This window comes from Streptomyces sp. NPDC087440, from assembly GCF_044744005.1.
Lineage (GTDB): Bacteria > Actinomycetota > Actinomycetes > Streptomycetales > Streptomycetaceae > Streptomyces.
On sequence record NZ_JBIUXN010000001.1, the window covers coordinates 482,593 to 508,673 of the forward strand.

General features: G+C 72.9%; 25 protein-coding genes, 1 tRNA gene and 1 pseudogene. 11 read left to right on the plus strand and 16 right to left on the minus strand.

Translation table 11 applies throughout. The annotated features are described in order from the left end of the window. Positions 1-45 precede the first annotated feature (45 nt). Positions 46-798, plus strand: a complete 753-nt coding sequence (locus ACIO3O_RS02005) for a Clp protease N-terminal domain-containing protein (RefSeq protein ID WP_401740741.1) — start codon at positions 46-48, stop codon at positions 796-798. Positions 799-807: 9 nt separating this feature from the next. On the opposite strand, the gene ACIO3O_RS02010 is transcribed toward ACIO3O_RS02005, so the two are convergent. The 3 genes from ACIO3O_RS02010 to ACIO3O_RS02020 form a co-directional block, all read right to left on the minus strand. After that, entirely contained in the window at positions 808-1,536 is a 729-nt protein-coding gene (locus ACIO3O_RS02010) for a MerR family transcriptional regulator (protein WP_401740744.1), read from the minus strand. Positions 1,537-1,582: 46 nt separating this feature from the next. Beyond that, entirely contained in the window at positions 1,583-2,521 is a 939-nt protein-coding gene (locus ACIO3O_RS02015; protein ID WP_401740747.1) for an alpha/beta fold hydrolase, read from the minus strand. 121 nt (positions 2,522-2,642) lie between these two features. Further along, a complete protein-coding gene (locus tag ACIO3O_RS02020) occupies positions 2,643-3,746 on the minus strand; it encodes a winged helix DNA-binding domain-containing protein (protein ID WP_401740749.1) in 1,104 nt (367 codons plus the stop codon). A gap of 106 nt (positions 3,747-3,852) precedes the next feature. On the opposite strand from ACIO3O_RS02020, the gene ACIO3O_RS02025 reads away from it, so the two are divergent. Next, positions 3,853-3,924: transfer RNA gene (locus ACIO3O_RS02025), tRNA-Pro, on the plus strand. A gap of 471 nt (positions 3,925-4,395) precedes the next feature. Here the strand turns inward: ACIO3O_RS02025 and ACIO3O_RS02030 are convergent. Beyond that, positions 4,396-4,647, minus strand: a complete 252-nt coding sequence (locus tag ACIO3O_RS02030; protein ID WP_401740751.1) for a hypothetical protein — start codon at positions 4,645-4,647, stop codon at positions 4,396-4,398. 33 nt (positions 4,648-4,680) lie between these two features. Here ACIO3O_RS02030 and aac(6') point away from each other — a divergent pair, with 33 nt between their 5' ends. Beyond that, complete coding sequence (aac(6'), locus tag ACIO3O_RS02035) at positions 4,681-5,160, plus strand: aminoglycoside 6'-N-acetyltransferase (protein WP_401740754.1); 480 nt, start codon at positions 4,681-4,683, stop codon at positions 5,158-5,160. 26 nt (positions 5,161-5,186) lie between these two features. Here the strand turns inward: aac(6') and ACIO3O_RS02040 are convergent, their stop codons facing one another. Together ACIO3O_RS02040 and ACIO3O_RS02045 are read right to left on the minus strand one after the other, a co-directional pair. Then, positions 5,187-5,435: a hypothetical protein gene (locus ACIO3O_RS02040; RefSeq protein WP_401740756.1), complete on the minus strand. Its 249-nt coding sequence runs from the start codon at positions 5,433-5,435 to the stop codon at positions 5,187-5,189. 107 nt (positions 5,436-5,542) lie between these two features. Next, on the minus strand, positions 5,543-6,412 hold the full coding sequence (locus tag ACIO3O_RS02045) for an SGNH/GDSL hydrolase family protein (RefSeq protein ID WP_401740759.1): 870 nt from the start codon (positions 6,410-6,412) through the stop codon (positions 5,543-5,545). 559 nt (positions 6,413-6,971) lie between these two features. Here ACIO3O_RS02045 and ACIO3O_RS02050 point away from each other — a divergent pair. Together ACIO3O_RS02050 and ACIO3O_RS02055 are read left to right on the plus strand one after the other, a co-directional pair. Then, positions 6,972-7,469, plus strand: coding sequence for an NUDIX domain-containing protein (locus ACIO3O_RS02050; RefSeq protein ID WP_401740761.1), 498 nt, complete (start codon positions 6,972-6,974; stop codon positions 7,467-7,469). Between the two features lie 84 nt (positions 7,470-7,553). Further along, positions 7,554-7,871 carry a hypothetical protein gene (locus ACIO3O_RS02055; protein WP_401740764.1) on the plus strand — a complete coding sequence of 106 codons (318 nt, stop codon included), beginning with the start codon at positions 7,554-7,556 and terminating at the stop codon, positions 7,869-7,871. Here ACIO3O_RS02055 and ACIO3O_RS02060 read toward each other — a convergent pair. Beyond that, the gene (locus ACIO3O_RS02060; protein WP_401740766.1) at positions 7,835-8,659 is read right to left on the minus strand and encodes a phosphotransferase family protein; all 825 of its coding nucleotides are present in this window, start codon (positions 8,657-8,659) and stop codon (positions 7,835-7,837) included. The genes ACIO3O_RS02055 and ACIO3O_RS02060 overlap by 37 nt on opposite strands. 637 nt (positions 8,660-9,296) lie before the next feature. Between ACIO3O_RS02060 and ACIO3O_RS02065 the strand changes: the two genes are divergently transcribed. Continuing rightward, positions 9,297-10,193, plus strand: a complete 897-nt coding sequence (locus ACIO3O_RS02065; protein ID WP_401740768.1) for a CPBP family intramembrane glutamic endopeptidase — start codon at positions 9,297-9,299, stop codon at positions 10,191-10,193. Here ACIO3O_RS02065 and ACIO3O_RS02070 read toward each other — a convergent pair. Further along, the gene (locus ACIO3O_RS02070; RefSeq protein ID WP_401740770.1) at positions 10,169-11,374 is read right to left on the minus strand and encodes an FAD-dependent oxidoreductase; all 1,206 of its coding nucleotides are present in this window, start codon (positions 11,372-11,374) and stop codon (positions 10,169-10,171) included. The genes ACIO3O_RS02065 and ACIO3O_RS02070 overlap by 25 nt on opposite strands. A gap of 181 nt (positions 11,375-11,555) precedes the next feature. Continuing rightward, positions 11,556-12,167 (minus strand): TetR/AcrR family transcriptional regulator, encoded by a 612-nt coding sequence (locus tag ACIO3O_RS02075; protein ID WP_401740772.1) that lies wholly within the window; start codon positions 12,165-12,167, stop codon positions 11,556-11,558. Positions 12,168-12,428: 261 nt separating this feature from the next. On the opposite strand from ACIO3O_RS02075, the gene ACIO3O_RS02080 reads away from it, so the two are divergent. After that, positions 12,429-12,989 carry a GNAT family N-acetyltransferase gene (locus ACIO3O_RS02080; protein ID WP_401740774.1) on the plus strand — a complete coding sequence of 187 codons (561 nt, stop codon included), beginning with the start codon at positions 12,429-12,431 and terminating at the stop codon, positions 12,987-12,989. A 41-nt stretch (positions 12,990-13,030) separates the two neighbouring features. On the opposite strand, the gene ACIO3O_RS02085 is transcribed toward ACIO3O_RS02080, so the two are convergent. Next, complete coding sequence (locus tag ACIO3O_RS02085; protein WP_401740776.1) at positions 13,031-13,693, minus strand: SGNH/GDSL hydrolase family protein; 663 nt, start codon at positions 13,691-13,693, stop codon at positions 13,031-13,033. Between the two features lie 132 nt (positions 13,694-13,825). Further along, positions 13,826-14,359 (minus strand): annotated as a pseudogene (locus tag ACIO3O_RS02090) (helix-turn-helix domain-containing protein); the annotation flags it as partial. A 954-nt stretch (positions 14,360-15,313) separates the two neighbouring features. Here ACIO3O_RS02090 and ACIO3O_RS02095 point away from each other — a divergent pair. Beyond that, complete coding sequence (locus tag ACIO3O_RS02095) at positions 15,314-16,438, plus strand: aryl-sulfate sulfotransferase (RefSeq protein ID WP_401740778.1); 1,125 nt, start codon at positions 15,314-15,316, stop codon at positions 16,436-16,438. Continuing rightward, entirely contained in the window at positions 16,435-17,808 is a 1,374-nt protein-coding gene (locus ACIO3O_RS02100) for a uracil-xanthine permease family protein (protein ID WP_401740780.1), read from the plus strand. The genes ACIO3O_RS02095 and ACIO3O_RS02100 overlap by 4 nt, the downstream gene beginning before the upstream one ends. Before the next feature lie 404 nt (positions 17,809-18,212). Here the strand turns inward: ACIO3O_RS02100 and ACIO3O_RS02105 are convergent, their stop codons facing one another. Further along, positions 18,213-18,815, minus strand: a complete 603-nt coding sequence (locus ACIO3O_RS02105; protein ID WP_401740783.1) for a DoxX family protein — start codon at positions 18,813-18,815, stop codon at positions 18,213-18,215. Positions 18,816-18,923: 108 nt separating this feature from the next. Here ACIO3O_RS02105 and ACIO3O_RS02110 point away from each other — a divergent pair, with 108 nt between their 5' ends. After that, the gene (locus ACIO3O_RS02110) at positions 18,924-19,916 is read left to right on the plus strand and encodes an NAD-dependent epimerase/dehydratase family protein (protein WP_401740785.1); all 993 of its coding nucleotides are present in this window, start codon (positions 18,924-18,926) and stop codon (positions 19,914-19,916) included. 170 nt (positions 19,917-20,086) lie between these two features. Next, positions 20,087-22,732, plus strand: a complete 2,646-nt coding sequence (gene rph / locus ACIO3O_RS02115) for a rifamycin-inactivating phosphotransferase (RefSeq protein ID WP_401740786.1) — start codon at positions 20,087-20,089, stop codon at positions 22,730-22,732. Positions 22,733-22,743: 11 nt separating this feature from the next. Here the strand turns inward: rph and ACIO3O_RS02120 are convergent, their stop codons facing one another. From ACIO3O_RS02120 to ACIO3O_RS02135, 4 genes are all read right to left on the minus strand, one after another. After that, on the minus strand, positions 22,744-23,253 hold the full coding sequence (locus ACIO3O_RS02120; RefSeq protein WP_401740789.1) for a dihydrofolate reductase: 510 nt from the start codon (positions 23,251-23,253) through the stop codon (positions 22,744-22,746). After that, entirely contained in the window at positions 23,250-24,047 is a 798-nt protein-coding gene (locus tag ACIO3O_RS02125) for a thymidylate synthase (protein WP_401740792.1), read from the minus strand. Before ACIO3O_RS02125 ends, ACIO3O_RS02120 begins: the two co-directional genes overlap by 4 nt. Before the next feature lie 62 nt (positions 24,048-24,109). After that, complete coding sequence (locus tag ACIO3O_RS02130) at positions 24,110-24,799, minus strand: RraA family protein (protein WP_401740794.1); 690 nt, start codon at positions 24,797-24,799, stop codon at positions 24,110-24,112. Further along, positions 24,796-26,004 (minus strand): mandelate racemase/muconate lactonizing enzyme family protein, encoded by a 1,209-nt coding sequence (locus tag ACIO3O_RS02135; RefSeq protein ID WP_401740796.1) that lies wholly within the window; start codon positions 26,002-26,004, stop codon positions 24,796-24,798. Before ACIO3O_RS02135 ends, ACIO3O_RS02130 begins: the two co-directional genes overlap by 4 nt. Positions 26,005-26,081 lie beyond the last annotated feature (77 nt).

Below are 26,081 nucleotides of genomic sequence, written 5' to 3' on the forward strand. Positions count from 1 at the left end.
GCCGCATCACGCACCACAACTCGTCTCATCGCGGAGGTGTGCACCGTGCCGAAGATCAACGTCTATCTCCCCGACGAACTCGCGGAAGCGGTCAAGGAATCCGGCGTCCCCGTGTCCGCCGTCTGCCAGCGTGCGCTGGAGCACGCCGTGCGCCGGGTGACCGCGATCCGCGAGGCCGTGCTCGGCGACCTCGACGGTGAACCCACCGGTGCCGTAGCCCACTTCACCCCCCGCACCCGAACCGTTCTGCGCCTGGCCGCCGAGCGTGCGCGGGACACCGGTGCCCCCCGGATGCGCACCGAGCACCTGCTGAGCGCACTGCTGGACGAGAACACCAATCTCGCCCTGCACGTCCTGCGCGCGATGGAGATCGACCCCGCCCGGGTCCGCGAAGACCTGGACCGACGTACCCCGACGAGCACCGCCCCCGAGGCGGACAACGACCCGCGCCGCTTCGACAGCCAGGCGGCGAACGCCCTCGAACTCACCGTCACCGAAGCCACCTCGCTCGGCCACAACTACGTGGGCTGCGAGCACCTGTTGCTCGGCCTGGTCACCGAGCCCGACGGAGTCGCGGGACAGGCGCTGCGCGGTCTGGGCGCCGAGCCCAAGCTGGTCCGCCGCGCCGTTGTGGCCGCCCTGGCGGGTTACGTACACCTGCGGGCGCAGAGCGGTCCCCCGTCTCCCGTCACTGATGTGGAACAGGCCCTCACCGCGGCACTCCGCCAGGAGATTCAGCCGCTGAACGCCCGTATCGCCCGCCTGGAGGAGCACCTCGGCCTCGCCGCGCCGCAGTGACCGAGGCCGTCAGGAGCCGTCCGTCGCCCGTCTCGCCTCCGCGCGGCGGGCGAGCGTCTCGGCGATCCGTCGCCAGGCCGGTGACGCCTCGGCGATCCGGGCCGAGGTCAACTCCCCTGCCCGGTGCGGGTCGTGGGCGTACCGGATCTCCCAGGCGTCGAGTTCCTCGATCAGCCGGTCGACGCGCGGATCGTACGCGTCCCAGTCGACCGCCGCGTCACAGGCCAGCAGGAGCCGCGTGGTCTCGGGGTCGTCGAGGGCGGCGTTCTTCTCCCGCAGCCGCCGCGGGACGGCGTCCGGATCCAGGGCCCGCATCAAGATCCAGGCGTCCCGCTCCAGACGCACCCGTTGCTCGCCGATGCCGAGACCGCGCATGCGGTCGAGCACCGCGACGACCTCGGGCGGCAGTACGAGGCTTTCCCCGCCCGCGAGTTGGGCGATCCTCGTCCGGTACGAGGCCAGCTCCGCCATCTTCCGCTGCAAGGCGGCGTCGATCTCGACCAGGGCCTCGGCGAACTCCTCGGGCCGGGCGTGCAGCAGCGCGTCGATGCGGGCGAGCGGCACGCCCGCGTCGGCGAGGGTCCTGATCCGGATGAGGTCCACGGCCGCCTGCGCGCTGTAGCGGCGGTAGCCGGACGCGTCGCGGTCGGGCTCGGGCAGCAGGCCCACGTGGTGGTAGTGGCGCACGGTACGCACGGTCACGCCCGCGGTCGCGGCGAGCCGGCCGATGGTGAGCACCGCACCCCCTGGGTCCTCGCCCCGACAAGACATGATCATGACGAGTCTAGACGCGGGCGCGCGCTTGCCCGACGACGTCCCGGACCGCCCGGATGACGGCGTCGGGCCGGTCGAAGCAGAGCCGGTGGTGGGCGGTGTCGTCGAGAATCCGCTGCTCGCCGTGCGAGACCGAGCCGACGAGGGCCGCGTCCATCCTCACCTTCGCCTCGTTGATCTCGCGCAAGGTCCGCTCGGGGGTGAGGGCCCGCTGCCCGGGGTCGACCCCGACGACGGTGAGGGCGATGACGGGTACGTCGGGGACGCCGGGCCCGGTGCGCAGTTCGGTGGCGAGGGCCGCCAGCCCGGTGCGCTCGGCCATGCCGGACTCCAGCCATGCCTCGCTCGTCTTGCCGTCGCTGAGTGCCCGCCGCACCTCCCGCGGAAGCTGCGCGTACAACTCCGTGTGCACGGCGTGCAGTTCGGGCCGCATGCGCAGGAGCTGCTCGCGGCCGGGCGCCATCCGCTCGATCTCGGCGAGCCGGGCCTCGGGCGGCATGAAGTCGTCCCAGCTCCGCTGGAAGGCGTCCAGCAGGACCAGCCCGGCGACGTCCTGCGGATACAACTGCGCGAAGCGGTGCGCGTAGAGCCCGCCGAGGGAGTGCGGTACGAGGACGTAGGGCCCGGGAAGCCCCTGCGTCCTCAGCAGCTCCCGCAGCTCGGCGGCGACGGAGGTGGCGGTGCGCGGGAGGGGGGTGCCCGGGAAGGGGGTGGCCGGGAAGGGGGTGCGCTCGCTGAAACCGGTCCCGCCCCGGTCGTACGACACGGTGGTCGTGAACTGCGAAATCCCCTGCTGCACACCGTAGTAGTCGAGGCCGACGGCCCCGGCCCCCGGCAGGAAGACGACGGCGGGGCCGCCGGTGCCGGTCCGGTGCACAAAGAGGCGACGGCCGTCGAGGTCCTGGAAGGTGCCGAGGGGCGGGGTGAGGGAAGCGGTGGAATGCGTCATGCCCGTACCTTGCAACCCTGACGCAGGGTCAAGGTCAAGCCCAGGCCCGTGAGTCCGGGGGCGGCACAGGGCGCGGACCCGCTTCGGACCCACGTCGGACCCGCACCGGAACCGCGCCGGATCAGAGCGGCGTGATGCTCGCCCGGTCGCTCTCGCCGTCGGAGAGGAAGGCGGCCAGCCGCTGCCCCTCCTCCGTGAGCGCGGTGCGGTCGGTACGGGAGAGGGTGGTCAGCGGGGTGACCGTCACCGTGCCGTCCGCGTCCGACGTCCAGGTCGCGGCGACCCGGCCGTCGACCAGGGCCACCCGGGTGCCCGCAACGGAGAGCCCCCGGTGGGCGTCGTCGATGATCCGGCTGCGGTCGTGGAAGCCGAGGATCGCGTTGTCGAAGGCGGGCAGGAAGCGGACCGGGGCGGGGGTGTCCGGGTCGGGCCGGGGAGCGTCCGGCAGGTCGAGGAGTTCGCGGCCGCGCTCGTCGCGGAAGGTGACGAGCTCTCCGCGTACGGCGGCCACGGCGGCCGGCAGCCCGGCGAGGCCGCACCAGGCGCGGAGGTCGGCGGAGGCGGCCGGGCCGTAGGCCGCGAGGTAGCGGCGTACGAGCGCCTGCCCGACGGGATCGGCGGCATCCTCCGACAGCGGATCGGGCGCCCGCCCCAGCCAGACGGAGTACGGCAGATTGCGCACACCGCTCTTCACGCGCCACAGGCCGCGCGGGGGCAGCTGGACCATGGCAAGGAGGCCGGCGACCAGCAACTCACCCAGGGGACGCGGCCCGGGCTCGGGCCAGCGGTCGACGAGGGCGCGGGTGAGTTCGGCCATGGTGCGGGGCTCGCCGTCGGACATGACCTTGCGGCCCGCCTCGGCGAGCTCTTCGAGGTCGATCCCGGCGAGTTCGCGCCGGTAGACCGCGAGGACCTTCTGCCGGAGCATGACGTCGTGCCGGGACCGCCAGGCGAGGGCGTCGTCGGCGGTGACGAGGTGGACGGTGCGGCGCATGAGATGCGTGCGTACGACCTGACGCCCCGTCACCATCTCGTCCAGCCGCTGCGGTTGGAACCCCCGGAGCCTGCTCCACAACCCGATGAAGGGTTCCTGCGGCTCCTGGGCCTGAAGACCACCGAGGTGGGACACGGCGTCCCGGGCCGGGAGGTCGGAGCGGTCGAGGAGGAGCTGACGGGCGAGGGTCGCACGGTTGAGCGCACGGGCGTCGAGGACGGGGGCGGTCATCGGCTCTCCGTTCCTGACGGCGGCGGGCGGCTTCGCGCAGGATATCGGGGCGCGGTCGAATACCGGTTGAGTGGGGGGCGGGGCGGCCGTAGTGTCCCGGGCACAACGACGTGTAGCTCAGCAGCAGAGCGCCGGGCTCGGGACCCGGAGGACGCGGGGGCAGCACCTGCCACGTCGGCTGAAGGGACCCGGGCGACACCGCCGAAGGAACGGCACCGCAAGGAACCCGCCCAGGTCGCGGGGCCTCGTCGCCGTACGCCCTCCGCAGGCAGCGGGTGCGCGGGGCCCGGCACGGAGCGGGACACCGTCACCGCCGGACGGGCATGCCGGACCGGAACCGGGGTCCGGGCCGAAGCCAGGACGCCGAGACGAAGCCAGCACGCCGGGCCGCGGCCAGCACACCGGGGCCGCAGCCAAGCCGGCCCCGGCCAAGCCGCCCGCCCGAACCCAGGGCGCCGGGCGGAAGCCAGGGCACAGGGCCGAAGCCAGGGCACAGGTGCAAGCGTCCCCCCGCATCCCGCGAGCCCCGACGGGCCCGCGTCCGCCGACACCCCCCCCGGACCTGAAGGGCGCTGATCCGGCCCATCGCCCGCCCCGGCCCCCTCAGGAGGACCCACACCCTCCGCTCCACCCCCTCGGGCGCCACCCGTCAACCACCCCTCGCCTCACGCCTGTTGGGCACGTACGCCGAGCAGGCGCAGGTCCCGCCCGGTGCGAACTCCCCTGCGGGGAACTCGTCCCCCGAGCACTCCCCGGTCCCTCCGGCGTGGTCCTCCCGCTGGTGTTTGCACGTACGGCACCAGTAGGCGGGCGTCCTGATGACGAGCATCGGCAGCAGGGAGATCAGCCCGATGCCCCCGAAGGCCAGGAGCAGTTCCAGAAGGCCGCCCGTCCCTCCCACCTCCCTCCGCCGCTGCCCGGCGACAATGAATCCATGAAGCCGCTCCAGGGAACCAAGGTCGAACTCCGTCCGGTGGCCACGCCCGACGACATCGAAATCCTCCAACGGGTCGTACGGGAACCGGAAGTCGCCGCCTGGTGGTCGCCCCCAGAGGACTTCGGCGGCATGCTCGCCGTGGTCCACGAGGGCGAGGTGATCGGGGCGGTCCAGTACGACGAGGAGACCGACCCGGAATTCCGGCACGCGAGCATCGACATCTTCCTCTCCGCGCGGCACCACGGGAAGGGCCTCGGCTCCGACACCGTACGCACGCTGGCCCGCTGGCTGATCCACGAACGCGGTCACCACCGGCTGACCATCGACCCCGCCGCGGCCAACGAGGCGGCGATCCGCTGCTACGCCGGCGTCGGCTTCCGGCCGGTCGGCGTCATGCGCGCGTACGCCCTCGACCACACCACCGGCACCTGGCAGGACGGCCTCCTCATGGACCTCCTCGCCGACGAGCTGACCTGACCCGCACCCTCCCCCCCCCGCTCGCCTCAGGTGACGATCGCGAAGACCCACAGGTGAGGTTCCGCGCCCGCGAGGATCGCGTAGTGGATGATTGCGGCGGACGTCGTGATGACCCGTACCGTCTCGTCCATCTCGTACTTGTCCGCCTGCGGCCACGACCACGGATCGCCGCACGCCCGCAGCACGGCGGCGTGGATCTCCTCCTTGGCCGGAGTCGGCAGGTCCCTGACGGCCCGCCCGACGTGCGCGGCGAACCGCGCGGGAATCGCGCTCACGTGCGGAAGTCCTCGTCCATGTCCATCAAGTCCGGGTACGGGTGCACAAGTTCACGTCAGTGTACGTGTGCACCCGTCCGCCGGGACGACCCCCCGATGGAGGGAAATCAGCCGAGGCCGAGCACGGACATCGCCCGTTCCGCCATCCGGCGCTCGCCGAGCGCGTTGGGGTGGACGGGGACGATGTTGGTGCCGAACAGCACCGGTTCGATCCAGCGCGTCCCGATCGGCGTGCACGCGTCGTGCCCGTCGGACGCCGCCGCGAGGTCGACGTACGTGGCGCCGGTCTCGCGCGCTGCCCGCTCGACGGCGGAGTTCAGGTGGGTCTGGATGGCGCGCAGGTAGGGCACGTCGCCGGTGGCGAGGGGCATCTTGGCGAAGCAGGTGGGATCGGCCTGGGCGGGGGTGATCCACGGGTAGCCGAGGACGGCGACGCGGGCGTTCGGGGCCTTGGCGCGGACGGCGCCCAGGGCGGCCCTGAGGGCGGGGAGGGTGCTTTTCTCGATCTGGTCGTCGAAGGTGGTGCCGTTCTTGTCCTTGCAGGGGCTGCCCTTGCCGCCGCTGAGGACCCCGGCGGTGCCGCAGGCCACGACGGCGTTGATGAAGGTGCCGTTGTCGTTGCCGCCGATGGTGAGGGTGACGAGGTCGGTGGCGGCGGAGAGGGCGTTGAGCTGGGGTGCGGTGCCGGGGTGCTGGGACTGGCTGAAGTCCTTGGTCTGGGCGCCGCCGCAGGTGACGTCCTTGAGATGGGCGCCGGTTCTGGCGGCGAGGACGTGGGGGTAGTTGCGGGTGGAGCGCAGGCAGAGGAGGTTGCTGGGGTCGACGGGGAGGACGCCGGAGCCCGCGCTGTAGCTGTCGCCGAGGGCGACGTAGTCGAGGGGTTCGGAGGCGGTGGCGGGGGTGGCGACGGTGAGGCCGAGGGCCATGACCCCGGCCAGACTTGACGCAGTCATGACACGGCGGAGCGACTTCGGCATGTGCTCTCTCTTCTCGTGAAGCCTCGCGGGGCCCCGGGTGCGGGCGGGGGCGGCGAGGCGGCTGAGGGGGGCGCGGGAAGCGACGTACGGGACGTACGAGACGTACGAGACGTACGGGACTCACCAGTCACATGAGGCCTGCGTGACGCACGAGACGTACAACCGGAAGCGCACGAGCAGCGGGAACCAGGGTGTGGGCGCCGGGACTTACCGGCAGGTACACCTACCGATAGGTAATGTGCGACTGCTGTTGTGCCCGCGTCAACCATGTCGACACGGTCGCTTTCCCGCGCGGTGGCGGCCATGGCCACGTACGGCGGGCGACGAGGTCGCCGGCGCGATGACCGTACTTCTCTGATCCGCCCCACGCCGACGGGGCGCTTACGGGACGCTTACGGGACGTTCACCGGATGGGGTGATCAATTGGCCTCCCCGGCGCGGTAGTTCGGCCCGGCCACGTCAACGTGGTGAATACTGCGCCCGAACCCGAAGATCACCGACCGTCATCCGGGCGGCGACGACGGGCCCCGATCCTCGGCGGACAGGAGCAGCACGCAGCATGGACATGGCCGTACAGCAACAGCCCACCCACGAGGAGTGGTTGGCCTCCATGGTCCGTACGACCTCCGCCGCATCGGTCGTCTTCCACGACCCCGAGCTGCGCCTCCTGCTCCTGCACGCGACGTACGAGGACGCCTGGCAGTTCCCCGGCGGGACGGTCGAGCACGGCCAGGACCCGTGGGAGGCGGCAGTTCGCGAGGTGGAAGAGGAAATCGCCTACCAACTCACCAGCCCACCGGCCCTGTTGGGCGTCGACTGGTGCCGCCCGCCGGACCTGGCCCCGTACACGCAATTCCTCTTCCGCGGCCCGTCGATCACGCCGGACAACCTCACCGTGGCCCTGTCCCACGAACACGACGCCTGGGGTCTGCGCACGGTGGAGGAGTGGGAACCCCTGGTCGGCCCGCAGCAGACGGCACGCCTCGCGCTCGTACGGGAGGCGCTGCGGACGGGCGGGACGCTGTACTTGCAGGACGGGGGCTTGGTGCTGTCGTAGGCGCACCATGATCCCGCCTTCCCGTGCTCACCGCACCGGATAGGCTGTTCGAATTGCAGTCGCAACGGGATCTACGGGGGCACCATGGGGCACAGCACTGCGGAGGCGAGCGACGAAGACTCGCTTTCTCGGTACACCCGTGACATACGGGAAGAACGCCGCGCCGTACGCGAGGCACTGCGCTCCGATCTGCCTGACGCCCACCTGGGCCTGGGCGTGACCGTCATCGCCCTGGTCGCGATCGCCATCTTCTCCGGCCCTCGATGGACGCTGATCGTTGCCGGCGCTTTCACGGCTTGGTTCCTTCTGGCCCTGACAGTGATCCACATAGGCGACGGCCGCGGCCGGGACGCACTCCGGCGGGCCTACGTCGCGACGTTCGGCTGGGGCGGCTGGATCTGACGGCCCGTGCCCGGCTGCATCTGGGTGCGCAGGACGTCGATTTCGCAGCCGGGGGCGGCCGGGTCGAAGCCGTGGGCCAGGAGCCAGCGGACGGCCAGGAGGCTGCGGAGGGACCACCAGGCGCGGATCACGGTGAGGTCGACCGGGGTGCCGTAGCCCGAGAGGAGGTCGGGGAGGCGTTCCTCCTGGCCCAGGGTCAGTGTGGCGAGGTCGTGGAGGGCATCGCCGCGCCCCGCCTCCGACCAGTCGAGGATTCCGGTGATCCGGGCACCGTCGGTGAAGACGTGTGCGATCTGGAGGTCGCCGTGGGTGAAGGCCTCGGGCCACGGACGCAGTGCCGCATCGGCGACCCGGCGGTTGCGGGCGACCAGGTCGGCGGGCAGTACGGCGTCGGCCACGAGGCGGGCGCATTCGGTGTCGAGTTCCGCCCGCAGGGCGGCCAAGGACCGGCCCGCCCCGCCGGGGTGGGGAGGCAGGGGGGCGGTGTGCAGTTCACGGAGGGCGGCACCTGCTGCGGCCCACGCTTCCGGGGGCGCGGTCGAGGGGGTGCCCAGGCGGCCGAGCGGGGCACCCGGCACCCTGGCGAGGGCGAGGACGGGCGGCTTGCTCCAGAGGATGCGCGCGGTCGGGACCGGCGCCAGGGCCATGGCGGCGACCTCGGTGTCGATCCGGGCCCGGTCGGGGTCCACCTTCAGGAACACGTCACCGACGCGCAGGGTCGCGCGCTCGGAGTGGGCGACGACGACCTGGACCTCGTCCGCCGGGGCTGGGGGCGGTGTGGGAGCCATGTGGGCCAGCATCGGGGATACGGGCGGCTTCTTCACGGGGTTTGTTTCGCCAACAGCGGTGCCCAGTGGGCCCGTACCCGTTCCGGGCGGCCTGGGCATCTGACCAGCTCGCGCATTTCCTCGCCAGGAGGTGGAGGTGTCAACTGGCTTTGAATAAGGGCGCGTTGACGGCGATGAGGGAGTGAGGGGCGCCGGTGAGGTCTGCGCGGGTGGAGGGGCGGAAGCGCAGGCAGGTCATGGACGGCGGACCGGTGCCGGGCTCGGTCGCGGCCGCCGGCGGGGCGCGACGTACGCGGCCGGGCGCCGCCACGCACAGCCCGGACCGAGCCTGTGCCCGCGCCCGGGCCCGCGCCCGTCCGAGGGTGACGTCCCGAGCCCGGGCACGCGGGCCGACGGCCCGGGCCCGTATCCGTACACCAGCGCCAAAGTGTTCGACCACGACGCTCGCCGTGCCTCGACCGGCATCGGCGGCCGGGGAGCCGGGGAGCCGCGGAGCCGGGGAGCCGTGGGTTGCGGATGGCCAACCCCCGCCTCCGACAAGGGGGTTGGGGACACCCTCCCGGTGACATCACACCCCCTCACCTTGGTGGCTCCGCCCCGATGGTCCGGCCCCGGGCCTCCCCGTAGCGTCCGGCGCATGCTGATGACCTCGACGGATTCACGGGTGACGCGCCGCAGCCTCCTCACCTATCTCGCCCTGGCCTACGCGGGCATGTGGGTGGCGATGGCCCCGCTCCTGCTCGGCGGGTTCCGGCGCGGGGACGCCCGGCAGGGCACGGGTGCGCTGGAGGAGGTGTGCATCGCCGTCGCGATGGCGGCGCCCGCGCTGGCCGCGTTCGTCGCCGTACGGTTCGTGGAGCGCCGCCCCTCGGTGCGCGCGGCCCTCGCGCTCAACTGGCCGAAGCCCTGGCCCCGTACCGTACGAGCCTGCGGACTCGCCCTCGCCGTGCCCGCCGGGCTCACCGTCGCGGCCCTGGCCCTCGGCACGCTCACCGGCGACTACCCCTTCGGGAGTGTGCGGCTCGACGGCTGGGGGCTCGCGGCGCTGGGCGGGATGCTGATGTCGCTGCCGCTGTTCTTCGGGGAGGAGTTGGGCTGGCAGGGGTTTCTGTTTCCCCGTCTCGTACGGGCGACGGGCGGGGCCGCCGGACTGGTGCGGGCGTACGTGCTCACGGGTGCGGCCTTCGCGCTCTGGCATCTGCCCACGCTGCTGATGGGCGGGCAGTACCCGGGCCGGGCCTGGTACGTGGCGGTGCCCGCGATGGTGGTGAGCTGCGTGCTCGTGCTGCCGGTGTTCACGTGGCTGCGGCTGCGGTCGGGGTCGGTGGTGCCCGCGGTGATCGGGCACGCCTTCTGCAGCACGGTCAGCGTGAGCATGGTCAAGGAGTTCGCGGACGCGGACAGTCCACTCGATCCTCTGCGGATGGGGCTCACCGGGTGGCCGGGGTGGGTGGTGACGGGGGCGTTCGTGGCGTTCCTCGCGGCGAGCGGGCGGCTGCGGCCCGCGTACTACGCCGAACGCCTGGCCCGGTAGGCGGCCGCGCGCTCCTGGTAGCCGCGGTGCTCCTCGGCCGGGTCGGGGGCGCGGTGGAGGCCCGGGGCGGTGTCGCCGAAGAAGTGCTGGAGGGCCTCGTTGGCTCCGGGGGCGAGGGCGCCCGCGCGTTCACGCAGGCTCTGCTCGTAGCGTCGTATCGCGGCATCGACGGTGGGCTCCCCCGCGAGGGCCTCGGCCAGTTCGGCGCCGTCGAGGAGGGCGAGGTTGACGCCGTGGCCGCCGAACGGCGACATCACGTGGGCCGCGTCGCCGAGGAGCGTGACGCCGGGGGTGTGCGGCCAGGTGTGCGTGTCGGGCAGGACGTGGATGGGGCGCAGGCGGTAGCCGCCGTCGACGTCGGTCAGGAAGGGCAGCAGGCTCGCGTCCCAGTGCGCGAAGACCCCCAACAGGTGCGCGCGTACGGCGTCTTCGGCGCCCGGCGCGGAGAGGTCCGCGATCCCGGCCCGCTCGGGCCAGTCGGCGGGGGCGCGCATCGCGAGGTAGGCGCGGACCACGCCGTTGCTGTTGCGCTGGGCGATGACGGCGTTGCCTTGGCCGTCCCGCACGAACAGGTGCCCGTCGCCGACCAGTTGGGCGATCGCGGGATGCCGGACGTCCGCGTCGTCGTACCGCACGTCGAGGAAGCAAACGCCGGTGTACGCGGCCGTCGCGGGCGAGACGAGGGGGCGCACCCGGGACCAGGTGCCGTCGGCGCCGATGACGAGGTCGGCGTCGGTGTGGGTGCCGTTGGCGAAGTGGAGGCGGTGCGTGCCGTCGGGGAGGGTCTCGGCGTGGGTGAGCTTGTGGCCCCAGCGCAGGGTGGCGGGGTCGACGTGGTCGGCGATCATGCGGCGCAGCTGGCCGCGGTCGATCTCGGGGGCGGCCGTGTCGCCGTCGTCGGGGGCGAAATGGTGGAGGACCGTGGCGTGGTGGTCCATGGCGGTCTTGGCCTGGCCCTCGGGGCGGGCCAGAGCGTGGAAGGCGTCGGACAGCCCGGCGATCTCCAGGGCGATCTGCCCGGTGTCGGCGTGCAGGTCGAGCGTGCCGCCGAGGTCGCGGGCATCGGCCGAGGCGTCCGCGTCGTAGACGGTGACGGGGATGCCGTGCTGCTGGAGCACGCGGGCGCAGAGGAGGCCGCCGGGGCCTGCGCCGATGAGAGCGATGCGGGGGTGGGTGGTCATGGTTTCTCTCCTTTTGTTCGGGTTCCCTCGGACCGCTTACTGAACGAGCGGTCGGTAAGTGAGATTACTTAACGGCCGTTCGGTAAGCAAGTGGGAATGGCTGTACGGGTGCGGCCGCACGCAGAAGCGCCCTGCGAGGCCGGGGCTCCGCAGGGCGCTGCTCGGGGACCAGCCGGGGGTGCTACTCCGCCCCGTCCGCCTCACCCGCGTCGAGGAACGACGGCTCGGTGAGCGCGATGGCCGCCCGCCGGGCACACGCCAGGATGTCGCCGTCCGAGGCGGCGGTCCCCTGCGCCGCCAGCAGCGTGGTGCGTACGGTGTCGAAGGCCATGCGCAGCCGCAGCAGGGCGGCGTCGGACGCGCCCTCCCCCGCGAGCGCGGCAAGGACCCGGTCGAAGACGCGGGGCACGTCGCCGCCCTGGGCGGCGAGCCGCCGGATGACGGGCTGGTTGGCCTGGGCAAGGCGCAGGACCTGGAGGTTCTGGCCGTCGGTGCCGTCGAGCCAGCGCAGGACGGCACGCCGGGTGAGGTCGGCGGCGGGCGGCTGCGCGGTGATCCACTCGACGAGCTCGGCGGCTTCGTCACGGCGCTCGGCCATCAGGGAGGCGAGGATGTCCTCCTTGTTGCGGAAGTGGTAGTAGAGCGAGGACTTGGTGAGGTCGAGGGCCTCGGAGATGTCCCGCACGGAGGTGGCCTCGTACCCCTTCTCCGTGAAGAGCTCGACGGCGACCTGGAGGATACGGGCCCGGGTCTCGGCGGCAGGTCGGCGCGAGGAGGGGCGGGAGGTCGGCACGGGGGTCCTCTCGGGGCGGGGCAGGACGGGACGGCGTACGGAGTTTACCGAACGGACGGTAAGGGGGGTGGCGGCTGACCGGAGCGTGGGAGCGGGAGCGGCCCGGAATCGGCCGAGGGCTGCGGGCTGCGGGCTGCGGGCTGCGGGGGGGATCGCGCACCCGCCATCGCGGGGTGGCGGGCGTACGGGTGCCGCCCGGCTTGCCGGTCGAACCCCGCGCACCGCCTCCACGGGTTCGGGCACGGCGGCTACCGTGGGCGCATGATCAGTCGAACGTACGACCTGCCCGGCGGGGTCGACCTGCGCATCGCCACGCTGAAGGACGCCGAGGCGCTTGCCGAGGCCGTGCGGGAGAACCGGGAGCACCTGAGTCCCTGGGAACCCCGTTGGCCGGAGAACTACTTCACCGCCGAGGGGCAGGCGGCCCGGCTGCGGGACCGGCTCGTGCAGTACGAGGAGGGGCGGGTCGTGCCGTGGCTGATGGTGCGGGAGGAGCGTGTGGTGGGGGCGGTGACGTTGTCGGGGATCGTCCGGGGGCCGTTCTGCAGTGCGTACCTGGGGTACTGGACGGCCGCCGATCAGCTCGGGCGGGGCCTGGCGAGCGCCGCGGTGCGGCACGTGTGCGAGGTGGCGGGCACCGAGCTGGGGCTGCACCGCATCGAGGCGACGACCGTGCTGCACAACGTGCGGTCCCAGCGGGTGCTGGAGAAGTGCGGCTTCGAGGCGATCGGGTCGGCGCCGCGCTATCTGCATGTTGACGGGGAGTGGCGGGACCACCGGATCTTCCAGCGCGTCCTGCACGATGAGCCGCCGGTGATGTAGGTGGCCCGCCGGAGGGAGGTGCTTCCGGCGGGCGTGTCCGCTCAGGCGACCAGTCGTAGCCAGGCCTCCGCGAGTGCGGCGTGGCCGGCCGGGGTCAGGTGGACGCCCTCCGGGGACCAGTGCTCCGGCTCGGTCGTCGTGGACAGTTCGGCGAACAGGTCGTCCGCAGCGAGGAGTTGGGCTCCGTACCTGCGAGCGAGTTCGCGTACGGCTCGGATCTTCGGGTCCAGGTCGGTGCGCCACTCCTTGCGCTCGGCCTCCCCGACGAGTGCGGCTCCGGCCTCGAAGACTCCGCGTACGGGGAGGAGGAACGGCTCGATGAGGACGAGTTCCGTGCCCGCGGCGGCGAGAGGCGCGAGCAACTGGTCGTAGCCCGCCGCGAACTCCTCGACGGGGATGACGCGGCCCTGCGGGTCCAGCGTGTGCCAGCCCATGTCGTTGACCCCGACGAGGATCGACACGACGTCCGGGCGCACGTCGAGCACGTCCCGGTGCCAGCGCGCTGCGAGGTCACTCACCTTGTGGCCGCCGATTCCGGTGTTCAGCCAGGTCACGGGGCGGTCCGGGTGTCGCAGGCCCCATTCGCCCGCGATCCGCAGGGGGTAGCCGGAGCCGAGGCCGTCCTCGCTCACCAGTCGCCCGCAGTCGGTGATCGAGTCGCCGGTGAACATCACGGTGCTTCCCGGCCGGAGGGTGATCGTCATGTGCGCTCCTTCCGCCCGCCGGACGGGTGTCCGGCTCGACACCCTCGACGGTGCCGGAGCCTGCCGACAGCGGGCCGACAGTCGCCGACGCGCCGCCGACAGACGTGGGGTCGAAGGGGAGTTCGGGGGACCTCAGTGGTCGCTGCCGTCCGCGACGGCCACCAGGAGGACCCGGGTCTCGGGGCCGATGGCGCGCCAGCGGTGGCGCACTCCGCCCGCGAGGTAGAGGGTGTCGCCGCGTTCGAGGACGAGGGTGCGGCCCTCGGCGTGGACCTCGGCGGTGCCGTCCGCGACGTACATCAACTCGTCGTTCTCGTGCAGGAATTCGCGGTCGGCGTGCTGCGGGCCGGTGAATTCGAGGGCGTGCAGCCGGCGGTTTCCGCGCACCAGGGGACGTACCCCCGTGTCCGAGGCGAGGCCCGGATCGTCCTGGGCCCGCACCACGTGAAGGGCCGCGCGGGTGTCGTCGGCGGCGGCCATGAGCTGCACGGCGGTGGTCTGGAGGCCATCGGCTATGCGTTGCAGGGAACGCATGCTGGGGCGGGCGCGCTCGTTCTCGATCTGGCTGAGGAAGGGCACGGAGAGGCCACTGCGCTCGGCGAGGGCCGCGAGGGTCAGGTCCAGGGCCCGCCGCCGACGCCGGACGGCACCGCCGAGTCCGGTGGGTGGGGGCGTGCTGCTGGCAGGGCCGGTGGGCGGGGGCGTGCCGGCGGAACCGGCGGGCTGAGGTGTGCTGGCGACGCCGGTGGGCGGGGACGCGCTTGCCGGACCGGCGGGCTGAGATGTGCTGGCGACGCCGGTGGGCGGGGGCGCGCTTGCCGGACCGGCGGGCTGAGATGTGCTGGCGACGCCGGTGGGCTGAGGCGCGCTTGCCGGACCGGCGGGCTGAGATGTGCTGGCGACGCCGGTGGGCTGAGGCGCGCTCCGGCTGTCCGGCTCACCGGCGCTCCCGTTGACCTCAGCACTCCCGGTACCCCCGGCGCTCCCGGCGCTCCCGGTATCCCCGGCACTCCCGGCGCCCCCGACACTCCCGGTGACCCCAGCACTCCCGGCACTCCCGGTGACCCCGACACTCCGGGTACTCCCGGTGACCCCGGCACTCCCGGCGCCCCCGACACTCCCGGTGACCCCAGCACTCCCGGCACTCCCGGTGACCCCGACACTCCAGGTACTCCCGGTGACCCCGGCACTCCCGGTGGCCTCGGTACTCCCGGCACTCCCGGTGACCTCAGTGACCCCGGCGCCTCTGGTGGTCCCGGCACTCCCGGCACTCCCGGTACTCCCGGTACTCCCGGTACTCCCGATGCCCTCGGTGCCCCCAACGCCCCCAACGCCCCCGGCAACCTGGGCCCTTCCGGAACCCCCGGCGCGGGTAGCCCCCTCAGCACCTCCCGCCCGCGCGCCCAGGGAGCCCGCAGCCGCACCCACACCCGCCCCCGCACCCGTGTCCGCGTTCCGCGCATCTGCCATGGTCGTCGCCCGCCTTTCGCGATCACCCTATGCGGGGCCGCGCGAGGCTTCGTACTCCTGTCACATCGCTGACACACAACTCCCCTAGCTTCAAAGGCATTCGACCACGTCAAAGAAATTCTGATCCGCACCGCACCGAAAGGGCTCGCCGTGACCACCGTCGACCAGAATCAGCGCCGCCGCCGCGGCACGGGGCTCATCGCTCTCGACCCGGAGCACGCCTTCGCCGGGTACACCCTCTTCGCCCCGCTCACCGGCGGCGGGGAAGTCCACCTGATCGACCTTGACGGCACCGAGGTCCACACCTGGAAGCTGCCGTACCGCGCGGGACGGCACGCGCGCATCCTCCCCGGCGGGAACCTCGCGCACAACGGCGTACTCCCGGACCAGGAAGCCCTCTTCCCCATGTGGCACAAGTACCGGGGCGGAGTCATGGGTGTGTACGCCCCCGACGGCACACCGCTGCGCGAGCACATCGACCCCCTCCAGCACCACGACGCCCACCACCTCGACGACGGCGGCATCCTCTACAGCGGCCTCGAAGCCCTGACGGGCCCGGACGCGGCGGCCGTGCGCGGCGGAGTTCCGGGGTCGGAGGCCGAGGGCGGGACGGTCTGGGCCGACACGATCGTGGAGGTGGACGCCGAGGGCCGGGAGGTGTGGTCCTGGCGGGCGTCCGAACACCTCGACCGCGAGGCGTACGCCCTCCACCCCGACTACGCCCGCGAGCACTGGCCGCTCATCAACTCCGTCACCCCTCTCGCCGACGGCAACATCCTGGCCAGCCTGCGCAGTTCGTCCGCCGTGATCGTCATCAGCCGCGAGACCGGCGAGGTCCTGTGGCGCACCGACCCGGGCCTGGTCTCCCAGCAGCACCACCCCACCGAGCTGCCGAACGGCACCTTCCTCGTCTTCGACAACGGCGTCTTCCGCCCCGGCCACGACGTCCCGTACTCCCGCGTCATCGAGATCGACCGCGCGACGAAGGAGGTGGTGTGGGAGTACCACGACCCCGCCAAGGAGTCCTTCTTCGCGCCCTTCATGGGCTCGGCCCAGCGCCTCCCCAACGGAAACACGCTGATCACCGACTCCCCCGCCGGTCGCCTCTTCGAGGTGACGGCGGACGGTCTTGTCGTCTGGGAGTACGTCGTCCCGTACTTCGGCGGGTACCAGGAGTCCGAGGTGCGCGGCCTCTTCCCGGCCGAGCCCAACGCGGTCTTCCGCTCGTACCGTTACGCGGCGGAGGAGCTGCCCTGGCTGGAGACGGGCCGATGAGCACCGCCAGCACGGAGGTCACGGAGGTCGCGGAGGTCGACGAGCGGGTTCCGCCCGCGCGCCTGGTGCCGCTCGCCGTCCAGCACGTCCTCGCCATGGCCGCGGCCCCGATCTCCACGGTCTTCCTGACCTCCGCCGCCCTCCACCTCTCCCCCGCCCGCACCGCCTCACTCCTCAGCGCCGTGCTCGTGCTGTGCGGGGCGGGCTCCCTGCTCCAGTCCCTCGGCGTCTGGAAGATCGGCGCCCGGCTCCCCTTCGTGATGCTGCCGGGCGGGGCGGCGGCCGCACTGTTCCTCCAGATCGCCGCCGATCACGGACCGGCGGTGGCCACGGGCTCGGTGTTCCTCGCGGCGCTGCTCCTGCTGGCGGTCGTGCCGCTGTACGCGCGGATCGTACGTCTCTTCCCGCCCCTCGTCATGGGCGTGACGGTGCTGCTCATCGGCATCGCGATGGTGCGGGTGGCGGCCCAACTGGTCACCGGCCCCACGGGCCAGGCCCTGCCCCGCTCCGTCGTCCTGGCCGGTCTGACGGTCGCCGTCACCCTCGCCGCGTACCTCCTGCTGCGCGGCGTGTGGCGCCAGAGTGCGGTACTCATCGGCATGACGGCGGGCACGGTGATCGCGGTGACCACGGGCCTGGGGACCTACACCCCGGCGGCGGGCACGGGTTTCGCCCTCCCCTCCCTCTTCCCGTACGGAACACCGCAGTTCGACCTCCTCGCCGCCCTCCCCCTCCTCATCTTCAGCCTCACCACCCTCGCCGAGATCACCGGCCAGACCGTCCTGAACAGCGAGACCTCGGGCCGCGAGGTCGCACCGGGGCGGGACGTGCCGAAGGTGGCGCGGGCGGACGCGGTGATGTCGCTGCTGGGCGGCCTGTGGGGCACGTCCCTGATGGTCACCAGCTCCGAGAACATCGGCATCAGCCGCCTCACGGGGGTGCGCAGTCGTTACGTCACGGCCGCGGCCGGTGTGCTGCTGGTGGCCGTCGGCCTGCTGGCCCCGGTGTCGCGGGCGGTGGCGGGGATTCCGCCGGCGGTGGTGGGCGGGTCGGCGCTGGTCGTCTACGCCCTGATCGCGGTGATGGGCGTCCAGATGCTGGCTCGCGCGGACCTCGCGCAGCAGGGGCACTCCATGGTGGCGGCGCTCGCCCTGGCGGTCGGCCTGCTGCCGGTGGTGGCACCGCAGTTGTACGCGGGCTTCCCCTCGTGGGTACGGACGGTGCTGGGGTCGGGGGTGGTGGCGGGAACCCTGACGGCGATCCTGCTCCACGGCCTCTTCACGCTGGCGTCCCGTCCAGGGGCGCGGGGAACTGCGCGAGCAACCACCCACTCACCCGCACGGAACCGTCTATTGCCCCCGCGGGTTTAGGTGAAGGGGCGGGGCTGGGGACCCCCTGCCCAGGCGGGGCGGGGCTGCACGCATCCGGTACGGGGCTGGGCCGGGGCCCTGGCGGCGACGCACACCCGGCACGGTGCTCGGCCAGGGCCGGTACCGGGGCGGACCGGCGGCGAGAGGGCCGGAACCGGGCGGAGCCGGTGTCGGGCGGGCCGCCCCCTTGCCCGCCCGTCCCGCCCCCGGGGGGCGGCCCCGCCGCCCAAGGGGGCTCCGGGGAGGGGTGCGGCTCCGCCACAGGGGGATATGGCTGCCCGGAGGGCATGCCATCAGGGGCGCGGGGAACTGCGCGACCAGCCACCCACCCACTCGCACGGAAACCGTCCAGCCCACGCCCCGCACGGACGAGCGCCCCGCCCACACCGGCACGGCCCCGGCCCCTACGCCGTGACCCTCTTGCGCACCGAACCCGCCGCCCCCCGCGCCCTCTTCCCCGCCGCGCGCGACGTGCGTTGGGCCGCCCGCAGCGAGCGGGCGCGGGCCGCCTCGGCCCGGCGGAACGTCAACTCGGCCCGGCGGCCCGCCTTTTCGGCGCTGCGGCGACCCGCCGAAGCCGACCTGCGGGCCCGCCACGCCACCGACGGCTTGCCGTGCGTGTCGGCCGCGGTGATCAGCAGCCCGCCCACCAGGGACATGTTCTTGAGGAAGTGGTTGCGCTGCTCGGCCTTCGCCTGCGGGTCCTTCTCCTCCCAGAAGCGGTGACCGGCGAGCGTGGTCGGCACCAGCGTTCCGGCGAGGGCCAGCGCGGCGAGGCGCGGGAAGCGGCCCAGGGCGAGCAGCGCGCCCGCGCCGACCTGCACCGCGCCGTTGATCCGGACCAGCTTCTCGGGGTCGGTCGGCAGCTTCGGTATGCGGCTGACCAGCGGAACCGCCACCGGTTCGCCCTCGGGGGCCACCTTCTCCGGGTGCCGGAGCGTGCCGATGCCGCCGCTGATGAACGTCGAAGCCAGCAAGGGCCTTGCGATCCTCCTGATGAGTGCCATGGGGCGCGGGTTCCCCCCTTGTGGCCCGGTATGCGGGCACATCGGTGCCGGGTCCGCCGAGAGCGAATCCGCTGGGCGTCGTACCGCAAAGGGTGCTTGTGTGGCCGCATGGAGATCTTGGTACTGGGTGGTACGGCATGGCTGGGCCGGGAGTTGTCCCGGCAGGCGATCGAGCGCGGGCACGCGGTGACGTGCCTGGCTCGTGGCGAGAGCGGCGACGTGGCGGAAGGGGCCCGGCTGGTGGCGGCCGACCGGTCGGCCCCGGGCGCGTACGAGAAGCTGCTCGACCGTGACTGGGACGCGGTGCTGGAGGTGTCCTGGCAGCCCGGTTTCGTACGGGACGCACTCGACGCCCTGGGGCCGCGGGCCCGGCACTGGACGTACGTGTCCTCCGCGAGCGCGTACGCCACGCACGGCGACCACGGCGCCGACGAGTCCGCCGCCCTCCTCCCGCCGACCCCGCCGGAGCTGCGCGAGGCGGAGCGCGAGCAGTACGGCGAGGCGAAGGTGGCGTGCGAGCAGGCGTCCTCGGCGGCGGTCGGCGACCGTCTGGTGATCGCGCGGGCGGGGGTGATCGGCGGCCCCGGCGACCACAGCGGGCGTTCCGGCTACTGGGTGGCCCGCGCCGCCCGCGCCCCCGAGGAACCCCTGCTGGTCCCGGACGAGCCCGCACTGCCGACGCAGGTGATCGACGCGCGCGACCTGAGCGCCTGGCTGCTGGACGCCGCCGAGAAGGGCATGACGGGGACGTACAACGCGGTGGGCCCGGTCGTCCCGCTGGGAGAGTGGATCGAGCTGTCGCGTACGGCGGGCGGGCACACCGGTCCGGTCGTCCGCGCGCCCTCGGACCGGCTGCGCGAGCTGGGCGTGGTGGAGTTCATGGGCCCCGAGTCGCTGGCGCTGTGGATCGTCGAGCCCGGCTGGGACGCCTTCGCCGACCGCAGCGGGGCCGCTGCCGCCGCCGCGGGTCTGCGGCATCGCCCGCGCGCCGAGATGATCGCGGACACCCTCCGCTGGGAGCGCGAGCAGGGCCTCGACCGCGAGCGACGCGCCGGGCTGAGCACGGCCCGCGAACACGAGCTGCTGGACGCCCTGGGCTGACCGCCCCCGGGGCAAACGCCCAGGCAAGGCCCGGGACAGCACAAAGGCAGGGAGACCGTGCTCCCTGCCACTACCAAGCTATACCCCGCGGGGGGTCTTGCCGCAAGGCCCCCGTGATGCCGCAGAATCATCCGCCGAAGCCACCACCTGCGGAAATGAGAGCGGCACAGATGAGCGAGCAGTACGTGCGGGACCTGCGGGACACGGACGGGACGCAGATCGACGCGGTCGGCGGCAAGGGCGCGCACCTGGGCACGCTGTCCCGTGTCGCGGGTGTGCGCGTGCCGGACGGCTTCTGCGTGACGACGGACGCCTTCCGCCGTGTCGTCGCCGAGGCCCCGCCGGTCGTCGCCCTGCTGGCGGAGCTGGCGGGCATGGCCGCGGACGACCAGGAGGCGGTTCGGAGCCTCAGTGCCCGCCTGCGCCGCGCCGTCGAGGGGATCGCCCTCCCGGCGGACCTCGCGGCCGAGGTCACCCGGGCCGTCGCCCGGCACGGCGAGCGGGAGGCCTATGCGGTGCGCTCCAGCGCGACGGCGGAGGACCTGCCCACGGCGTCCTTCGCCGGGCAGCAGGACACGTACCTCAACGTCGTGGGCGCGGAGGAGATCCTGCGGCACGTCAGCCGCTGCTGGGCGTCGCTCTTCACCGAGCGGGCCGTGACGTACCGCAGGCGGGGCGGCATCGACGACCGGGCGGTGCACATGGCGGTGGTCGTGCAGCGGATGGTCTTCCCGCAGGCCTCCGGCATCCTGTTCACCGCCGACCCGGTCACCGGCAACCGCCGGGTCGCGACCGTGGACGCGGGTTTCGGGCTGGGCGAGGCGCTGGTGTCGGGTCTGGTGAACCCGGACGTCTTCGCCGTGCGGGACGGGCAGGTCGTCAGCCGTACGATCGCGGCCAAGCAGCGTGCGATCGAGCCGCTGCCGGGCGGCGGCACCCGGGAGGTGACGGTCGACGCCTCGCGGCAGGAGGTGCCCGCGCTGACGGACGAGCAGGCCGTGCGCCTGGTGGAGCTGGGCCGCCGGATCGAGGCGCACTTCGGATGTCCGCAGGACATCGAGTGGTGTCTGGTCTCCGACACCGGCCCGGCGGGTGGGGACGACGGTTTCCGCATCGTCCAGAGCCGCCCGATCACCACGCTCTTCCCCCTCCCCGAGGCCCCCGACCAGCACCATCGCATCTACGTGTCGGTCGGCCACCAGCAGATGATGACCGACGCCATGAAGCCGCTGGGCTGGTCGATGTGGCAGCGCACGGCCATGGTGCAGATGCACGAGGCGGGCGGCCGCCTCTTCGTGGACGTCTCCGAGCGCCTGGCCGAGCCCGCGAGCCGCGCCGGGCTCCTGGGCCTGATGGGGAAGGGCGACCCGCTGGTGCGGGACGCGCTGGAGACCGTACTGGCGCAGGAGGATTTCGTACGAGGACTGCCCGATCCGGCACCGGCTCCGGCACCCGCTGCGGCCGCCTCCGCGCACCCGGCGCCCAGCGCGCCCAAGCCGCTGGAGAACGACCCGGCAGTCGTCACCGCGCTGATCGCGCGCAGTGAGACATCCGTCGCCGCGCTGGAGGAGACCGCCCGGACGAAGACGGGCCCGGCGCTGTTCGACTTCCTGGACGAGGCCTTCGTCGAGCACAAGCAGGTACTCGGCGACCCGCTGAGCATGCAGGCGATCATGGCGAGCCACGAGGCCACCTGGTGGCTCAACGAGAAGCTGGAGGAGTGGCTCGGCGAGAAGAACGCCGCCGACACCCTCACCCTGTCCGCCCCCGACAACATCACCTCCGAGATGGGCCTGGACCTGCTCGACGTCGCGGACGTGATCCGTCCGCACCCGGAGGTGGTGGCGTACCTGCGCGGCGTCGTGGGCGACGACTTCCTGGACGGGCTGGCAAAGGTGCCGGGCGGGGCCGAGGCGCGGGACGCCGTCGAGACGTACCTCGACCGGTACGGGATGCGCTGCATCGGCGAGATCGACATCACGCGCCCGCGCTGGCGCGAACGCCCGGGCACGCTGGTGCCGGTCCTCCTGGACAACGTACGGAACTTCGAACCGGGCGCGGCGGCGAAGCGCTTCGAGGAGGGCAGGCTGCGCGCGGAGGCCAAGGCCGACGAGGTGCTGGCGCGGCTGCGGGAACTCCCGGACGGGGAGGCGAAGGCCGCCGAGGCGCGGCACATGATCGAGCGGGTGCGGACGTTCATCGGCTACCGGGAGTACCCGAAGTACGGGATCGTCTGCCGCTATTTCGTCTACAAGCAGGCCCTGCTGGCGGAGGCGGAGCGCCTCGCGGAGGCGGGCGTGCTGGCGGAGGCGGAGGACGTCTTCTTCCTGACGTACGAGGAGTTCCGCGAGGTCGCCCGCTCCGGCCGGGTGGACGGGGGCCTGGTGCGGCGGCGCAGGGAGGACTTCCGTACGTACGCGTCCCTCACTCCGCCCCGGGTGCTGACCTCGGACGGTGAGGCGCTGAGCGGCTCCTACCGGCGGGACGACGTGCCGGAGGGTGCGCTGACCGGGCTGGCGGTGTCGGCCGGGACGGTGGAGGGGCGGGCCCGGGTGGTGCTCGACCTGGCGGACGCCGACCTGGCGGCGGGCGACATCCTGGTGACGTCCTTCACGGACCCGAGCTGGTCACCGCTGTTCGTCGGGATCGCGGGCCTGGTGACGGAGGTGGGCGGCCTGATGACGCACGGGGCGGTGATCGCGCGGGAGTACGGGCTGCCGGCGGTGGTGGGGGTGGGGAGCGCGACCCGGCTGATCAGGGACGGGCAGCGCATCCGTATCCACGGCACGGACGGTTACGTCGAGTTCCTGGACTGATTCCTCGCGCCTCAGGGGCGCGTGTACCGACGGATGCGGTAGCGCAGCCCGGAGGTGGAGGTCTGCCAGTCCTGGTCCCCGGCGGCGGTCCTCCACTCCGGGCCCGGCACGGGGGCGTGGGTGTCGCCGGTGACCGTCGTGTCGATCTCGGTCACGGAGAGCAGGGTGGCGTGGTCGAGGGCGGCGCGGTAGATCTCTCCGCCGCCGATCACCCACACCTCACCGGTGCCGGAGGCCGCCTTCTCGGCCAGTTCCAGCGCCTCGGGGACGGAACCGGCACGCTCGGCGCCCTCGGCCGACCACTGCGGGTCGCGGGTGACGACGATGTTGTGCCGGCCGGACAGCGGGCGGAAGCGCGGGGGCAGCGAGTCCCAGGTCTTGCGGCCCATGACGACGGGGTGGCCGAGGGTGGTCGCCTTGAAGTGGGCCATGTCCTCGGGCAGCCGCCACGGGATCGCGTTGTCCGCGCCGATGACGCCGTCACGGGCCTGCGCCCAGATCAGCCCTACGTGCGTGCTCATACGGCGACCGGGGCCTTGATCGCCGGGTGGTGCTGGTATCCGACGACCTCCACGTCCTCGAAGGCGTACGCGAAGAGCGAGTCGGCCTGGTGCAGGCGCAGCTCGGGGAAGTCGTACGGGGTGCGCGTGAGCTGCTCGGTGACCTGCTCGACGTGGTTGTCGTAGATGTGGCAGTCGCCGCCGGTCCAGATGAAGTCACCGGGCTCCAGGCCGACCTGCTGGGCCACCATGTGGGTGAGCAGGGCGTAACTGGCGATGTTGAACGGGACGCCGAGGAAGAGGTCGGCGCTGCGCTGGTAGAGCTGGCAGGAGAGCTTGCCGTCGGCGACGTAGAACTGGAAGAAGGCGTGGCACGGGGCGAGCGCCATCTTGTCCAGCTCGGCGACGTTCCAGGCGGAGACGATCATCCGGCGGGAGTCGGGGTCGTTGCGCAGGGTGTCGAGGACGCCACTGATCTGGTCGATGTGCGCGCCGTCGGGGGTGGGCCAGGAACGCCACTGCACGCCGTAGACGGGGCCGAGGTCGCCGTTCGCGTCGGCCCACTCGTCCCAGATGGTGACCTTGTTCTCGCGCAGCCAGCCGATGTTGGAGTCGCCGCGCAGGAACCACAGCAGCTCGTACACGATGGATCTGAGGTGCACCTTCTTGGTGGTGACCAGCGGAAACCCCTGCGAGAGGTCGTACCGCAACTGGTGCCCGAACACGCTCCGGGTACCGGTGCCCGTCCGGTCGGCCTTGGCCGTTCCGGAGGTGAGTGTCAGCCGCAAAAGGTCTTCGTACTGGGTATCCGCCACGACGCACGAGTCTACTGACCCCTCACCCCTGCCTCGACCCACAGCTCCGCACGGAGCCCCCCTCAGAGAATCCCGTGCCGCGACCACACCTCCCGCAGCCCGTCCCCGCCCAGCAGCTCCCCCAGCACCGTGCTCTCCCCCGCCGCCCGCTCCCGCGCCCTCGCCAGGACCTCCGCCTCCGCCTCGCGGGGAATCACCGCCACCCCGTCGTCGTCCGCGAGGACCAGATCGCCGGGGCGGACCGTCACCCCGCACAGCACGACCGGCTGCCCGGCCGCCACCACGCGCATCCGCCCCCGGTAGTCCGGCGGACGGTTCCCCCGGGCGAAGGCCGGGAAGCCCAGGGCGGTGATCTTCGGGGTGTCCCGCAGGCAGCCGTCCGTGACGACCCCCACCGCCCCGCGTCCGATCGCCGCCGCGCTGAACAGTTCGCCCCAGAAGGCGGACCGTGTGCTGTCCCCGGTCGCGAGCACCGCCACCGCGCCCGCCCTCAGCGCGTCGATGTAGTCGATGGCGTCCCCGTACGGGTCCAAGTCGACGGCGTCCCCGTACGGGTCCCGGTCCTCCGCCGTCGGCGCGAACTGCACCGTCGCCGCCCGCCCGAAACACCGCGCCCCCGGCACCGGGCCCCGCAGCCCCGCCGCGAACACCTGCCCCCGGAGTCCCGCCGCGTCCAGCGCGTCCGAGACGATCGGCGAGGTGAGCCGTTCGTCACCGGGCGCAGGCTCGAACGTATCGCCGTAGTCACTCACGCGGCCTCCCCCTTCCGGGCGCCGATGACATGCCCGCCGCCGGGCCGGAACGGGAACTCCGCCTCGACCTCGGCGGTCAGCCGGACGCCGAATCCGGGCGTGGCGGGAAGGACGACGTGACTGTCCCGCAGCTCCAGGGGTGCCACCAGCAGCGCCTCCCGCAGCGGATTGGGCAGCGTGCAGTACTCGAAGAGCTCGACGTGCGGGTGCGCCGCGCTGACGTGCAGGTTGGTCATGAGCGTGACCCCGCTCCCCCACACGTGCGGCACGCACGCGACCCCGTGCGCGGCGGCCAGGTCGGCGACCCGCCCGAAGGCCACGGGCCCGCCGACGAACGTGGCGTCGGGCTGGGCGATGTCGACCCCTCCCGCCTCGATCAGTACCCGGAACTCCTCGACGGTGCCGTCCGACTCGACACCGGAGACGGGGACGTCGAGCGCGGCGCGCACGGTCGCGTATCCGGCGACGTTCTCCGCGCGGCACGGCTCCTCGTACCACCGCGCGCCCAGCTCACCCACCACCTTCCCGACCCGTGTCGCGTCCTCCACGGACCACGGCTCGGACGCGCACCCCTGCACGGCGTCCACGACGAAGCGCGTCCCCTCCGGGAGCAGCGGGACGACGTGGCGCACCAGCTCCACCGTGGTGTCCGGGTCCTGCATCGCGCGGAACTTGACCGTGTGCAGGCCCGCTTCGACCTGCCCGAGCGCCCACTGCGCGACCTGCTCGAAGGTGCTGCCGAGCCCGCCGCTGGCGTACGCCTCGATGCTCGGGCGGCGCAGCCCGCCGAGGAGTTCGTACGCCGGTACGCCCTCCCGCTTGCCGACCGCGTCGACGCACGCGGCCTCGACCGCGCCGAGCGTGCCGGAGGCGATGCCGCCGCGCGACCAGAAGGCGGTGCGGTCGCGCAGGTGGTCGCCGACGTGCAGCGGGTCGGCGAAGTCCTGCCCCTCGACGTACGGGCGCAGGGCCTCGACGATGCCGGGGACGGCCGTCGGGGCCATGATCCCGGCCCCGGCCTCGCCGAGCCCGGTGGTGCCGTCGCTCAGGATGACCTCGACGAGCGCGGCGTCCCAGGAGCGGATCACGCCGCCGACCCAGGCCAGTTCCTCGCCGGGCGGGTAGACGGCGGAGAGGAGGACGGGCCGCAGGGAGGCGACCGTCAGCCGACGGTCGACGGCGTCGGGCGGTGGCGCGGGGGTCATGTGCACTCCGTACGTGAGAGAGAAGGCCACCGGCGACCCATTCTGCCGATTGGCCCGACCACTGGACGGTACGAGCT

What these genes read in the sequence shown, in the direction of transcription:
- ACIO3O_RS02015 (WP_401740747.1), bottom strand. Translation starts at nt 2,521, where the DNA reads ATGACGCATTCCACCGCTTCCCTCACCCCGCCCCTCGGCACCTTCCAG.
- ACIO3O_RS02020 (WP_401740749.1), bottom strand. Translation starts at nt 3,746, where the DNA reads ATGACCGCCCCCGTCCTCGACGCCCGTGCGCTCAACCGTGCGACCCTC.
- ACIO3O_RS02045 (WP_401740759.1), bottom strand. Translation starts at nt 6,412, where the DNA reads ATGCCGAAGTCGCTCCGCCGTGTCATGACTGCGTCAAGTCTGGCCGGG.
- ACIO3O_RS02050 (WP_401740761.1), top strand. Translation starts at nt 6,972, where the DNA reads ATGGACATGGCCGTACAGCAACAGCCCACCCACGAGGAGTGGTTGGCC.
- ACIO3O_RS02055 (WP_401740764.1), top strand. Translation starts at nt 7,554, where the DNA reads ATGGGGCACAGCACTGCGGAGGCGAGCGACGAAGACTCGCTTTCTCGG.
- ACIO3O_RS02060 (WP_401740766.1), bottom strand. Translation starts at nt 8,659, where the DNA reads ATGGCTCCCACACCGCCCCCAGCCCCGGCGGACGAGGTCCAGGTCGTC.
- ACIO3O_RS02065 (WP_401740768.1), top strand. Translation starts at nt 9,297, where the DNA reads ATGCTGATGACCTCGACGGATTCACGGGTGACGCGCCGCAGCCTCCTC.
- ACIO3O_RS02070 (WP_401740770.1), bottom strand. Translation starts at nt 11,374, where the DNA reads ATGACCACCCACCCCCGCATCGCTCTCATCGGCGCAGGCCCCGGCGGC.
- ACIO3O_RS02080 (WP_401740774.1), top strand. Translation starts at nt 12,429, where the DNA reads ATGATCAGTCGAACGTACGACCTGCCCGGCGGGGTCGACCTGCGCATC.
- ACIO3O_RS02085 (WP_401740776.1), bottom strand. Translation starts at nt 13,693, where the DNA reads ATGACGATCACCCTCCGGCCGGGAAGCACCGTGATGTTCACCGGCGAC.
- ACIO3O_RS02100 (WP_401740780.1), top strand. Translation starts at nt 16,435, where the DNA reads ATGAGCACCGCCAGCACGGAGGTCACGGAGGTCGCGGAGGTCGACGAG.
- ACIO3O_RS02105 (WP_401740783.1), bottom strand. Translation starts at nt 18,815, where the DNA reads ATGGCACTCATCAGGAGGATCGCAAGGCCCTTGCTGGCTTCGACGTTC.
- ACIO3O_RS02110 (WP_401740785.1), top strand. Translation starts at nt 18,924, where the DNA reads ATGGAGATCTTGGTACTGGGTGGTACGGCATGGCTGGGCCGGGAGTTG.
- rph (WP_401740786.1), top strand. Translation starts at nt 20,087, where the DNA reads ATGAGCGAGCAGTACGTGCGGGACCTGCGGGACACGGACGGGACGCAG.
- ACIO3O_RS02120 (WP_401740789.1), bottom strand. Translation starts at nt 23,253, where the DNA reads ATGAGCACGCACGTAGGGCTGATCTGGGCGCAGGCCCGTGACGGCGTC.
- ACIO3O_RS02135 (WP_401740796.1), bottom strand. Translation starts at nt 26,004, where the DNA reads ATGACCCCCGCGCCACCGCCCGACGCCGTCGACCGTCGGCTGACGGTC.